Origin of the sequence: Sinorhizobium fredii (genome assembly GCF_002944405.1) — a bacterium.
GTDB classification, from domain to species: Bacteria; Pseudomonadota; Alphaproteobacteria; order Rhizobiales; family Rhizobiaceae; genus Sinorhizobium; species Sinorhizobium fredii_C.
Genome location: NZ_CP024310.1, coordinates 314,788 through 326,531, shown reverse-complemented (window position 1 = coordinate 326,531; position 11,744 = coordinate 314,788). Strand labels below are relative to the sequence as shown.

Below are 11,744 nucleotides of genomic sequence, written 5' to 3'. Positions count from 1 at the left end.
GGGCGTGATACCCTCTCGGCGCTGCCGGGCATCTCCCCCTTGTGGGCCCAGGAGGGGAGATCGGCTAGTCTTAATCTAGAGACAGGGCATTGCCCGACTGCAAGGACTTAAGTGCTGAAATCACTATCGGTTTAGTCCAGCCGGAAGCCGGTAGCGGTGCATTCCGGTTTGGCGGTCTACTCGCTTGTGGGGAGATGCCAGGCAGGACGGACAGGGGGCCGCGAGCGCCCCGCGGATACGCGATACCCACGCGCCGCCCACCAGACCGAGTTTCCTCCAAGATCAAAATGCTCCGGTGTTCCCACCGGAGCTTTTGCTTTACGCATCCAAAAATGTGCAGGCTCGACACTCCATCGACGGAGGCTCGTCGCCGCCACATCAGAAATCGGTCGTCATCGACACCTTCACGGTCAGCGGCGTACCTTGCGATATCGTCCCGAAGCTTGCAACGCCGGACCAGTAGTCGAGGTCGAAGACGTTCTCGACGTCGGCACGGAAGGTGACCGGCCTCTCGTTGATCTCGGTCAGGTAGCGCGCGCCGAGGTCAAGCCGCGTCCAGGAGGGGATTTCCATGCTGTTTGCCCTGTCGGCAAATTGCTCGTCCGTGTGGATGACATTGCCGGCGAGCGTCAGGCCGGGCAAGAGGGGCGTATCCCACTCCGCGCCCAGGTTGACCTGCAGCGAAGGAACGCCGATCGGGGTATTGCCTCGCTCGGTGTCGACACTCGTTTTTGTGATCTCGCCATGAATGAAGGTCACGCCACCGAGCACTCGGATCTCGGGGGTCACCTCGCCGAACACGTTCAACTCCACGCCGCGGTTGCGCTGCTCGCCGCCTTCGACGAAGACGTTGTCGCGGACGACGCCGAAGGGCTTCTCGATCTGGAAAGCGCTGACGGTCACCGCAACCCGGCCAAGGTCGACTTTGGTGCCGATTTCGTACTGCCTGGATCGGTAGGGTGCAAGGGTTTCGCCTACGTTGCTGGACCCAGTTGGCGCGGTGTCGCCGACGCTCAGGCCCTCGACGTAATTGGCGTAAAACGCGACATTCTCCCACGGCTTAACGACAATGCCCGCGAGCGGCGTCAATGCACTCTCATCGGAAGACGAGGAAACCACACCGGTCGTGGTGTTGTAATTTTCAGTGTCGATGTGCTGCCAGCGTCCACCTACGGTTAATTGCAAGCGCTCGTCGAGCATCGACATCGTGTCGGAAAGCGCGAAACCGTAGAAGACGTTTTCCGAGAGCCTTGGCACATGTGTCGGTTGCGGCACATCCTGCTCGGGCCGCGGAAGGGGATTGAAGAGATTGGTGGGCTGAAACGTTCCCGAGTTGGAGCCGCGAGCAAGGCGCTGCTGAAGACCGCTGACCTGGAATGTGACCGAGTGGTTGATAGCGGTCGTCTCGAACTCGCCGCGTACGCCCGTTTCGGCAGTCAGCCGGTCGACATCGAAAATGAAATTTTCCGGCATGACTCTGACGTCACCGGCGGCGCTGGTAATTCTCGGCGTGCCGAAGAGCCGCTCGACGCGCGAATTTCCACCGCCGACGGCTGCGAACACGGTGACGGCGTCGCTCACGTCATATTCGACGCGGCCCAGCCAGGATAGATCGTCCGTCTTCGCCCATTCCCACGGTTCCTGGACGTTAGACCTGCCGTCCGGCGCGTCGGGGACTTCAAAGCTGCCTTCGAGGATGAATGGCCGCAGCGGAGCGTCGATGTCCTGCCGCTGACCGATGATGTCCAATGTCGCCCTGAGGTTTTCGCCTTCGTAATCGAGTGCGAGGGCGCCGACCGCGACGTCAAGAGACTGGTTGTCGATCGCTGTGTCGCCGCCATGATAGCTGCCGTTGAAGCGAACGCCGAACTCCCGCTGGTCGCCGAACCGGCGGCTGACGTCCAAATGGCCGCCGCCGTACACATCGGAAGCATAGTCGGTCGTCACTCGGGTCAGGTCGACATCGGACGCGCGCTTTGGCACGATGTTGATGGTGCCGCCGACGCTGCTGTTCGGCGAGACTCCATAGAGGAGTGCCGTCGGTCCCTTCAGGACCTCGACCCGTTCGATATAATCCGTAAACAGGCGGTAGGTCGGGGCAACACCGTACACGCCATCGAAGGCGACTTCGCCGAAGTTCCCCTCGTTTAGTGGGAAGCCCCTGATATAGAAGGAATCCAACATGCCGCCCGATGCGTGCGTGCTTCTCACCGAGGAGTCGTTGGCCAGGACATCGGCCACGGTCTTCGCGCCCTGGTTTTCAATCGTCCCCGCCGTGTAGCTGGTGATGTTGAACGGCGTGTCCATGAAATCCCGGTTGCCAAGCAATCCGACGCGGCCGCCGCGTGCGACCTGCTCCCCAGCATAGTCTTCTGGCAAAGTGCCGATCGTTGAGGTCGTGGCCCCCGCCTTCACTTCGAGGCGCTCCAGCGCCGTCGCATCTTGCGCCAAGGCGGCGCGACTCACTGTCGCCAGCAAAACGGTCAGCAGTCCAACACGCAATTCCATTCAAAGCCCCCTGTAACACATTGACCAAAAACATTTGGGTCGCCCCGGAAGGAGCTGGATGCCGTTGGTTCGAGGGGGTGCTAATTAACATGACTATATTTGTCAAGATATATGCCAGAAGCGGGATGAAAAACCGTCCAAAGCTGAATTTCTTGCTCAGACGCCGCTTGGTATGACGTTCCCGTTGATCCACTATGCGACCTTCAACGACGAGCCTGTTGCTCAGGCTGTATTAAGCACGTCCTCCGAAGGCGAGCGCATTGGTCGGCGCCCAGCGTATGCGCCTCGAGCGACGCTCGGTTCTCGAGAGTAGGTGACCGACGATGTTCACAGCGAAGGCGTCCCGAGCCCGCCCTGAACGATCGTGAGGTTGATCGGAGAGACCTGCAGATCCCGCGCGTCGCCTTGCACGAAGCGGCCGTCGCGGGCAAGAATAGCGCGCGCCAGCAGCCGGACAAACCGCTCGGGCTCGAAATTACATAGGCGTCAGGAACCAGAGGCCGCCCTGATAGTTCGGCGGCAGCTTCGGCTCGAGTTCCCGGACCCCATCTGCCGTCACCCGGTCCACGCGGGTGACGCTTCCTCCACCTCCCGCGCCCGGTTCGCTCCGGCCTCGTGCGTGCCCGATCAGCGCCCGCGGCCGGTCGGCGAGCGTCGAGACGACGATGCGAGGCGCCCTCGCCAGTTCGTCACGCGACGAGGCGCAGGCGAAGTTGATGCGGACCGCGTGCTCGACCGGCTGCCGGTCGCAGGCGAAGGCGCTCGCCGGCATGACGGCGGCGCCTTGGGCGTTCAAGGTCGCGGTGAAATCATCCGAGCCCCCAGGGTGCCGGCAGCCGCAGCCAGATGAACATGCAGCGCGGATCGGAGGCGAAACTGTGGCCGCTAAGCAGGGCCGCCGCGAGCGCATTGCGAGCGCGAAGCTCCGTGAGTTGCGCCTTCAGGATCGAGTTGGCCGTGCCATCCTCCAGAAAGCGGATCGCAACCAAGAGCGGCACCTGTGCCGGCATCCAAGAGGCGCTGCGGATCGCCTCGGCCGTCACCAGCGCCAGGCCGAGCGGGCATGTGAGCGATCGACGGTGAATGGCTCCCGGCTCTCACCTGAAATATACGACGCCCTGCTTACCACCATCCCCACTTTGACGATCGTGGCGACCCATCCTTGTTGGCGCAGGTTTGGCGCGAGAGCGAGCGGTATCGCCTTATAATGCGCCAGGCCACCTCGTCCTTAGGGATCACGCCAAGCAAGCGCGATCGTCAGCATCAGTTGCTGGCTCCTCTACTTTCGGCTTTTCCCACCGACGCACTTTGGACACGTAGTATAAACACTGAGCATCAAATTTGTTCAAAAGTAATACTTGAAAATTGACTCGACCAGAAAGTGGTTCTCTGGTTCTATCTTGGCGGTACTGTTTCCGAGTAGCAGGGGCGTAGCAATGGCTTACGACTGGGATGGAAAGCGCACACGTCGGCTCCAAATGCTCAGGCTCATGGGAGCTCTAGCTATCCCGGCCGTGCTATTCGGCTCCGCCATTGCGGCACTGGAGTGGACCGATACGAATGGCCCGGCCGTAACGACGGCTCTCATTCGATAGATTTTCAGCACAGCCTTTCGAAACAGGAAACGCACAAGGCTCTTCCGTCGCACGGCGGAGGAAAGGGGGGAAACGATGAATTCAGCGCAAACCTTGAGCTTCGATCCAATTGGGCCTGACGAATTCGAGAAGATCGGAAGGGCCTTCAAGGACGAGCTGCAAAGGCGCGCTTTGTCACGCAAGTCTGACGAAGCTGAAGCGCTCGCCGCAAAGCTCATCAACGCCTCGCCGATCACGAATCCAGAGCGTCGAGAACGTGATAAGCGCGCATCGTCGCGACTTTCCGCATGAGCGATAATCGCCGCCGACGGCGGGCTGGAGCGAGCCGACGCAGAGGAACACGCCATCGGTGAAGCCTCGCGCGATCCAGTCGTTATGCACCGCCATGAATTCCGGTGCGGCGCTGCGGTTATCTACAAATCTCAGGAAAGTGACGAACATCGGTGCTCCTTGATCATTTAGGTTGCGCGAGGTCCGGCAGGGAGGCCAGCCAGCGTTCGATCCTGGCCACCTCGTTGCGGATGAATGCCTCGTCCTTGAAGGCTGTCGTCATCACCGCCAACCCCCTGCGACCAGGCCAGAAGATGCAGCGCCAGCATCTCCGCCCGCTCAACGGCACCAAGCTCGCGGATCTGTCCGGCGAGCCAGTCGCGGAACAGGCAGAAGATTTCGGCCGCGCGGACCTTCGCCTTCGGCCTGCCTTTCCTCTCGATCGTGCCCGCGAAGAGCTTGCTCGGTTCAACTTCCGTCATTCCGCCCACAGCAGCGACGGGCATAGGCGGCGAGGCGAGCGGCTCTAGAGTCGACCGCGTTGGGTAAGACGAAGGAGATAGCCTATCGCGAAGGCAGTACCAGCGAGCAGCAAAGCAGTGCCAAATATGCTCCGATGCTCTCGAATCCGGCGTTCTGCCGCGTGCCGAACGTCCGGTGTATCGACGACTTCGGTAAGCGGGCGATCGAAACCGGACGCGACTTGTTCATGCCAGCGACCGGCGGAGTCTTGGAATTCAATGTTCTCCGTCGAACCGGGAAGCTCATGGTGTCGCGCAGCAATTTCGGCGGCGGCAAGTGCATCGGCGTGGGTGGGAAAGGTCTCAGAGAAGACATCGTCAACTTTGTACGCCCAAGCCCCGTCATGCTCTACTATCTCATACTGCACCTTTGGCATGGCGCTGCTCCCGTTAGATAAAGCAGAAACATCCGATATCGATCTTAGTTCCGAGCAGTCTTATTAGGGCAGTGGTAGGAGCCATTTGGCGATCAAATACCCCGGCCACGGCAGGAGTTGACCTTACCTCTTGGTCAAATGGCGACCAGTTCGGTGCAGAAGGCTGGCGCGCCTCTGATTTCTCGCCCGGCCGCATCATCGGATACGCGGAGCCGGAATTGAAGTGCTGGATGCCGATGCCCTCGGCTAATCTTAATCGCACCTCGATGCCCTCATCCTGGGAAGGCAAGAGCTCGAAGGGTCGGGGACTAACCTGCTTCGCAATGCTGCGAAGATGACGAGAGCTGTGGTCGGTCAGAACAGCGTCGAAATCTAGGAGCTATGGCAAATACGGCTTCTCGCGCGCATTACTGTCATTCAGCCCGCTCTCCATCCACGACGATGATGGAGGCGAATTCTCGACCCCTTGCTGCCCTGCGGACGCGCGGCACCCCGTCTTGGTCGATCCAGATCACCTTGCAACGAGCGGACCTCGTCGCCCACCTCGATCTTGACTCAGCCATTTCGACCTAAGGCCTGCGCCTGTACTTATGCGCCGAGCCGGCAAACGGTTCCATTCAGACGATCAGTGCCGACCGCACCAGCGGATAGCATCGGCAGGGCTTATTGATGTGCGACTTCGGAGGCTGCCAACACCAATTCCTCGCGATTTGGTGGCTCAAAGGTGTGGAGCCCGGGCTCCAGAACTTCAATGAAGCTCCAGCGTACGATGCCCTCACGATCGATCAGGAACTGACCCACGAGCTGGGCCCGACCGGCCATCATTTGCTGATCAGCCTCGGTGATCTCATATCCTTCCTTCTTGTTCAGAAACGCATTCATGGCCATGACGTCCATCTGCTCCGGCAACTCGCCGGGCAAATGGAACCTTATTGCCGTGAGGTCGTCCACCTCGACTTCCTGCAATCCGAAAGCTCGGTGCGAGGCCCTTACCGGGTCGGACGCAGCAAGAAGATCGGGCACAGGATGGTAATGAAAATACACTCGTGCGCGCTCCACGGGCGTATTGACGACCGCGAGGCATTTGACGCCTTTCTGACGCAGCGCCGGCTTGAGCTGTGCCATCGCCGCGACATGGCGACGGCAGAACGGACAATGCAGACCGCGAAACAAGCCGATCAGCACGGGGCTACGGCCACGAAAGTCATCGAGCGCGATCTTGCCTTCGCGCGAGATCGCATCGAGCACAACATTTGGGGCTGGGTCGCCCGGCTGCAGCGGGCGGCCGGGACTGTTCTTGGACATAACAACCTCCGCGGCCGTAACCGGTCAAGAAAGGCACTCCATCATATCACGACACACGGATCATGCGGGAAATTCACATGATATTGCTAATCTCCAGCCCTGCCACTGTACGGTGCATACCGCCGGCGCGCAGCGCCGAGCGCTCTGGAGGGTCGTGTCCCTACAGGTGGTGTAGCTCGGCGGTAGCGAAGCCGCTCGCGAGCGCGCCCTCAACAGCGCCGTAGTGAGCGGGCGGCGAAGCGGTGGTCATCGATGTTCTTCGGTAGGGTCGGGTTGCTGACACCAACCTGATTCGAAGGAACCACCGATGACCGACAACATGATGAACCTGCGTGCGCTCGTGGAGAAGTCCCCCGACGCCGATCTTTTGCGCGAGATGATCGGCTTTGCCGCCGAGCGGCTGATGGAGCTGGAGGTGGGCGCTGCCACCGGTGCCGGCTATGGCGAGAAGAACCCGCTGCGGACGGCCCAGCGCAACGGCTACCGCGAGCGGGATTGGGAGACGCGCGCCGGAACCGTCGAGCTGCGCATTCCGAAGCTCAGGAAGGGCTCTTACTTTCCGGGCTTCCTGGAGCCGCGGCGCATGGCCGAGAAGGCGCTGACGGCGGTCATTCAAGAGGCCTATGTGCAGGGAATCTCGACCCGCTCGGTCGACGATCTGGTCAAGGCCATGGGTATGAGCGGCATCTCCAAGAGCCAGGTCAGCCGGCTGTGCGAGGAGATCGACGGCAAGGTCAAGGCCTTCCTCGAGCGGCCGATCGAGGGCGACTGGCCATATCTGTGGATCGATGCCACCTACCTGAAGGTCCGCCGCGGCGGCCGCATCGTCTCCGTTGCCGTGATCATCGCCGTTGGTGTCAACAGCGACGGTCGCCGCGAGGTGCTGGGCATGGAGGTCGGCACCTCCGAAGCCGAGCCGATCTGGACGGAGTTCCTACGCAAGCTGACCCGCCGTGGCCTCAGAGGCGTCAAGCTGGTTGTCTCCGACGCCCACGAAGGCCTGAAGGTCGCCGTCACTAAGGTGCTCAACGCAACCTGGCAGCGCTGCCGGGTCCACTTCATGCGCAACGTTCTTGCCCACGCCGGCAAGAGCGGTCGGCGTGTCGTCTCCGCCTTCATCGCCACCGCCTTCGCCCAGGAGACGCCGGAAGCCGCAAGCGCCCAATGGCGCGCCGTCGCCGACCAGATCCGGCCGAAGGTGCCCAAGCTCGCCGCCATCATGGATGATGCCGAAGAAGACGTTCTCGCCTACATGACCTTCCCGAAGGAGCACCGCGCCAAGCTGCACAGCACCAACCCGATCGAGCGCCTCAACGGCGAAATCAAGCGCAGGACCGAGGTCGTCGGCATCTTCCCCAATGATGACGCCATCGTCCGCCTCGTCGGCGCGATCCTGCTCGAGCAGAACGACGAATGGGCTGTCCAACGCGCCAGATACATGACGCTAGAAACCATCAGCCAGATGAGCGATGATCCGCTCATCAGCCTGCCAGCCGTGGCGCGCTGATCATCCCGGCCCATGCCGGAGAACGCGGCGACCAAAGCCGCCACCTACACCACTCCCTGGGACATGATCCTCTGGAGAGGAATGAGCGGCTTCTCAGGGGCGGGCATCGCGAATCGCGAGGATAGCTCCAGCCCCCAGCTTCTTCTCGTCGACGGGCTTGCTCAACAGCGCGGCCACGCTGAGGGCTCCGGTGAGATGACTTCGTGGGTAGGAGAACGAAATATCCCGCATCCTGCCAAACAGATCGGCTTTCGATTCAACGTCGACATTGTCATGTTCGACACAATGCGACAACACTGTCTCCATGGCGAGCGTAACCTTCATGCAGCGCGAAAAACAAGGTGATCTCAGCCGGACTGTCGCTCTATACCTTCAGCCGCGATGCCTCGGAAATTGTGACGCTCCGATTGACGGAAGGGCTCTATCCGGCGCATTCGGCGATGGTCAGACACCGACGAAACAGAGCAAATGACAATACCCAAACTGCTCGGCTGATGATTCGAACGCTCCGCAATGTGCACTGGAAGACCCATGACCAACACGACCGAATTCATCTCCGAATTGATCCGCGCCGCAAACGAGACCGACAAATTGACGGTCCACGAGATCAGCCGGCTTCTTGACCGCTCGATCGACACAATCCGCGACATGCGCGAACGGAGCGGCATTGCCGGCAGTCACCGTTCGAGGGACGTGCTGATCGATCTGAGGGTGGCGTCCGAGCGAGCGAGCGGTCTGTCTTTGGAAGAGATTCGTGATGCCCTTATCGATGCAGCCGATGTGATCAGGACGTTGAAGATTGAATTCGATGGGGAAGAATGACCGGCCCCGAGCCTCGGCACTGGACGAGTGCTCCGCATACAGCACATTTGAGAGGTTTCAACGTTCTTCAACCGTATGGCGAAGGTTCGCATGTGTTCATTTTATGTTTGGCGAACACAAAGCTAAGATTTGTCAATGGGAACGACGGCAGGGAAATGCCTCTCCGCCAGTTGCGGCAGGAGAGGCTTTATGCGCCCGAGCGTTCGACTTCACGAGGCAAGTTCACATTGGACCTTGTGATCGCGAATGCAAGCGCTGCGTCAGAGCGTCTGGCTTTTTCCACAAGCCAGCAAGGCCAACAGCCCACCGACCTCGAACCGCCGGAAAGGCGCTTCGGAAGTCCTGCTACCTCGCCTGTTTGCCGCTATGCAGCGCTAAACCGGGCAAGCATCGTCTTGAGTTGAACGTTCTGGACGCGAAGCTGTTCGGCCAGTAGGCTCTTCAGTCGCTTGTTTTCTGCCTCGAGAGCAGCAAGCTCGTCGAGCGAGATGGGATGTTCGATCGCTGCGCTTTGGGCTCGCGCATCGTCTTTCGTATCCTTCGCGCTCTTCTTCCGAACGGGGATACGCCTGGCGGACTGACGGGCGGTGCTCCGTAGCGCCCGAGGCGGGAGGGGGTTGCCGCCCTGCCCTTGACCACCTGCCTTTACCGCCTGACGCTCAGCCTCAGGCTGAATCGGGAGCTCAAACCCTGATCCAGTGGACGACACTGACGCCTCTCGAGCGACTCTTTTTTCGCCGACATGCTCGCTGGCGGAGACTGCATCGATCGCATCGGCCGCTGCTCTGGAGCTGGGCTCTCCTGGCGCTTCCTCAGAATTGAACAGATGTGGCGCCTTCTGTTCAACCTCGCGGGCTAAAGCCTTGAAATCCGTGTCGCCCCAGATCGAGTCTGGCCGCGCTGTCGACCGCCGTCTTCCCGATTTGAATTCGACAACGAAGCTGCGCTGCGGCATTTTCATATAAATCGTTCCCAAGGATATTTAAACGCCGAACGCCGTTCAGGGTCGCTACTTCCTGCCGATACAGTTCCTCGGGGCGCGCTTCAACCGCTAGGCGCGGCAAAAGGCAAGCCTAATTGCGCCGTCTTCGCAGGCTCGCCTCTCCCGTAGGCGCCCCAACGGTGCCCACCCAAGCGACTGTCCGCGTCAGGCACCGCCGGTCCGTCGGCCGCTGAGACCGGGTCGACTAGTTTCAGATCCTGCTCAATCCAGCCCCAGCTTCTTGCGCAAATCGGCGTTTTCCGAACGCAGCTTCTCGGCCAGCAGTTTGCGGAGCCTTTGGTTCTCCTGTTCGAGTTGAACGAGGTCCGCAAATTCATCGCCGTCCGGAGCAGACGTGGTGCCCTGCACAGTCTTTTGCTCCACGGGCTCTGCGGCCCGTTTCCACTGATAGTAGGTTTGCTCCGATATACCGGCGCTCTTGATGGCGTCCTTAAGGGTGCTCTTGCCTTCACTGATCTCGGTTTCGATGAGCTTAAGCTTCTCGGCTCTTTCTTGAGCGCCATACCTCCGGGACTTGGCCGCCGACGCCTTCGATTTGTCTTGAGCCGGCTCCGCAGCCGCCTTCCTGCGCTGCGGCGACCGCGGCTTTTTAGTCACGCGTGGGTTTGCTTCGGCAGTCGTTTCAACCGCCGCCGTCATCGCTCCGGTGTTACTCTCGTCAGACATTCCAGTTCCCCATTTGTTATTGCCTGTTTTCCGACTGCTTGCGGCGGAAAGTCAAGAGGACCATCAGACGGCATAACCCCAGCCTTTGAGCACCGCATCTAGCGCCAATTCGAAAGGAGAGGCATTGGGCTTGAGGGCCACCGTCGCCTAGCCCGGCCCGAACTGCTCGGCCACACGACTGAAACCATATCGCCGGCGATCGCGCTTGCCGCCGGTCCGGAAATCTCGGGCGGCGCGTCGCTGGCAATGAGGCCGTCGGTTCCGGCGGTCTGGCATCCGGAAAGGAAGGCGGCAATGAGGCCGGCGGTTGCGAGCCGGCGGATCGGGTGCAGGCGAAAAGTGCTCATCACCGCCCTCCCCACTTGATCGTCACCTTCTCCTGCTTCCAGTCGAGCCGGAGACCAGAACTGCTCTGTCGACGTTGTAGTCGACGATCATCATGTCATTCTTCATGCGGTAATTGACGATCCGGTTCTGGCCGCCGGAAACGACGAACAGAACCGGTGCGTTCTGGCCGGAAGTCCGGCGCGGGAACTGGATGTAGGTCTTCTGGCCGTCGCTATAGACCCGTGTGGGCCGCCATCCGGCTCGACCGGAGACGGAGTAGGAAAGCTCAGTTGCTCGGCCGGCACATTGGCGCCAGGAATGGTGCTAGCCTCGAGTCTGGCATTGATGTCGGCAAGCTTGGCCGACACGTCCTCAGGGTACTCGAAGCCGACGCGCGCCATATATTGGGTCGGATGGGATTTGAGCTGAATATGATACGTGCGCCGCGACGTCGTCACGACCATCGAGGTGACCAGTCCCGGCTCGCATGGTTTGACGATCAGATGGATCGCCTGTCCTCCGGCCGCACCCGACGTCGCCGGCTCGACTTTCCAGCGGACCGTATCGCCGACCAGCACGTCCCGCACTGTCGCAAACCTGCAGCGGCGAGCAGACGACAGAGGGCTGCACCTCGCCGTAGAGAAAGACCACCTTGCCGTCGTCGCCCAGGGTGACCAGGCCGCGGGCCCCGCGCCAATCACCCGAGATGTTGATGCCCTTTCTCTCGTTGGCGGAGACATCGTCACCCCGCGCAATTGATGTGAAAGCGCCTGCAGCGATCAAGGCGCATGCCAAGGTCAGGATAAGTCTGGCGTGGCCAGTGCGTATGGTCCTATTCATGTG

The 11,744-nt window shown here is 60.7% G+C and carries 12 protein-coding genes and 4 pseudogenes; 4 read left to right on the top strand and 12 right to left on the bottom strand.

Annotated elements, in window-relative coordinates; translation table 11 throughout:
- Nucleotides 1-378 precede the first annotated feature (378 nt).
- The 3 genes from NXT3_RS25190 to NXT3_RS25180 form a co-directional block, all read right to left on the bottom strand.
- Nucleotides 379-2,508 carry a TonB-dependent receptor gene (locus NXT3_RS25190; RefSeq protein WP_104840904.1) on the bottom strand — a complete coding sequence of 710 codons (2,130 nt, stop codon included), beginning with the start codon at nt 2,506-2,508 and terminating at the stop codon, nt 379-381.
- A gap of 475 nt (nt 2,509-2,983) precedes the next feature.
- Nucleotides 2,984-3,304 (bottom strand): hypothetical protein, encoded by a 321-nt coding sequence (locus NXT3_RS25185; RefSeq protein ID WP_104840903.1) that lies wholly within the window; start codon nt 3,302-3,304, stop codon nt 2,984-2,986.
- 13 nt (nt 3,305-3,317) lie between these two features.
- The gene (locus tag NXT3_RS25180) at nt 3,318-3,506 is read right to left on the bottom strand and encodes a hypothetical protein (protein ID WP_158665424.1); all 189 of its coding nucleotides are present in this window, start codon (nt 3,504-3,506) and stop codon (nt 3,318-3,320) included.
- A 672-nt stretch (nt 3,507-4,178) separates the two neighbouring features.
- Between NXT3_RS25180 and NXT3_RS32745 the strand changes: the two genes are divergently transcribed.
- The gene (locus NXT3_RS32745) at nt 4,179-4,394 is read left to right on the top strand and encodes a hypothetical protein (RefSeq protein ID WP_037424507.1); all 216 of its coding nucleotides are present in this window, start codon (nt 4,179-4,181) and stop codon (nt 4,392-4,394) included.
- On the opposite strand, the pseudogene NXT3_RS33175 reads toward NXT3_RS32745, so the two are convergent.
- The 3 genes and pseudogenes from NXT3_RS33175 to NXT3_RS25155 form a co-directional block, all read right to left on the bottom strand.
- Nucleotides 4,361-4,544, bottom strand: a pseudogene (locus tag NXT3_RS33175) (YciI family protein); the annotation flags it as partial. The gene NXT3_RS32745 and the pseudogene NXT3_RS33175 overlap by 34 nt on opposite strands.
- Before the next feature lie 17 nt (nt 4,545-4,561).
- Nucleotides 4,562-4,855, bottom strand: a complete 294-nt coding sequence (locus NXT3_RS25160) for a hypothetical protein (RefSeq protein WP_234828243.1) — start codon at nt 4,853-4,855, stop codon at nt 4,562-4,564.
- 44 nt (nt 4,856-4,899) lie between these two features.
- Nucleotides 4,900-5,271, bottom strand: a complete 372-nt coding sequence (locus NXT3_RS25155) for a DUF2188 domain-containing protein (RefSeq protein ID WP_097527312.1) — start codon at nt 5,269-5,271, stop codon at nt 4,900-4,902.
- An 89-nt stretch (nt 5,272-5,360) separates the two neighbouring features.
- Here NXT3_RS25155 and NXT3_RS25150 point away from each other — a divergent pair.
- Nucleotides 5,361-5,609: pseudogene (locus NXT3_RS25150) on the top strand (hypothetical protein); the annotation flags it as partial.
- A gap of 325 nt (nt 5,610-5,934) precedes the next feature.
- On the opposite strand, the gene NXT3_RS25145 reads toward NXT3_RS25150, so the two are convergent.
- Nucleotides 5,935-6,576, bottom strand: a complete 642-nt coding sequence (locus NXT3_RS25145) for a peroxiredoxin-like family protein (protein WP_104840901.1) — start codon at nt 6,574-6,576, stop codon at nt 5,935-5,937.
- A gap of 307 nt (nt 6,577-6,883) precedes the next feature.
- Between NXT3_RS25145 and NXT3_RS25140 the strand changes: the two genes are divergently transcribed.
- Nucleotides 6,884-8,083 (top strand): IS256 family transposase, encoded by a 1,200-nt coding sequence (locus NXT3_RS25140; protein ID WP_104839657.1) that lies wholly within the window; start codon nt 6,884-6,886, stop codon nt 8,081-8,083.
- A gap of 93 nt (nt 8,084-8,176) precedes the next feature.
- Here the strand turns inward: NXT3_RS25140 and NXT3_RS25135 are convergent, their stop codons facing one another.
- The gene (locus NXT3_RS25135; RefSeq protein WP_158665423.1) at nt 8,177-8,389 is read right to left on the bottom strand and encodes a hypothetical protein; all 213 of its coding nucleotides are present in this window, start codon (nt 8,387-8,389) and stop codon (nt 8,177-8,179) included.
- A gap of 225 nt (nt 8,390-8,614) precedes the next feature.
- Between NXT3_RS25135 and NXT3_RS25130 the strand changes: the two genes are divergently transcribed.
- Nucleotides 8,615-8,905: a hypothetical protein gene (locus NXT3_RS25130; protein WP_104840899.1), complete on the top strand. Its 291-nt coding sequence runs from the start codon at nt 8,615-8,617 to the stop codon at nt 8,903-8,905.
- Between the two features lie 364 nt (nt 8,906-9,269).
- Here the strand turns inward: NXT3_RS25130 and NXT3_RS25125 are convergent, their stop codons facing one another.
- The 4 genes and pseudogenes from NXT3_RS25125 to trbG all read right to left on the bottom strand — a co-directional run bounded on the left by NXT3_RS25125 (nt 9,270) and on the right by trbG (nt 11,741).
- Nucleotides 9,270-9,866 (bottom strand): hypothetical protein, encoded by a 597-nt coding sequence (locus tag NXT3_RS25125; RefSeq protein WP_104840898.1) that lies wholly within the window; start codon nt 9,864-9,866, stop codon nt 9,270-9,272.
- A 243-nt stretch (nt 9,867-10,109) separates the two neighbouring features.
- A complete protein-coding gene (locus NXT3_RS25120; RefSeq protein WP_104840897.1) occupies nt 10,110-10,574 on the bottom strand; it encodes a transposase in 465 nt (154 codons plus the stop codon).
- Between the two features lie 66 nt (nt 10,575-10,640).
- Nucleotides 10,641-10,921 (bottom strand): annotated as a pseudogene (locus NXT3_RS32740) (conjugal transfer protein TrbH); the annotation flags it as partial.
- Nucleotides 10,921-11,741 (bottom strand): annotated as a pseudogene (gene trbG, locus NXT3_RS25110) (P-type conjugative transfer protein TrbG). The pseudogenes NXT3_RS32740 and trbG, both read right to left, overlap by 1 nt.
- Nucleotides 11,742-11,744: the final 3 nt, after the last annotated feature.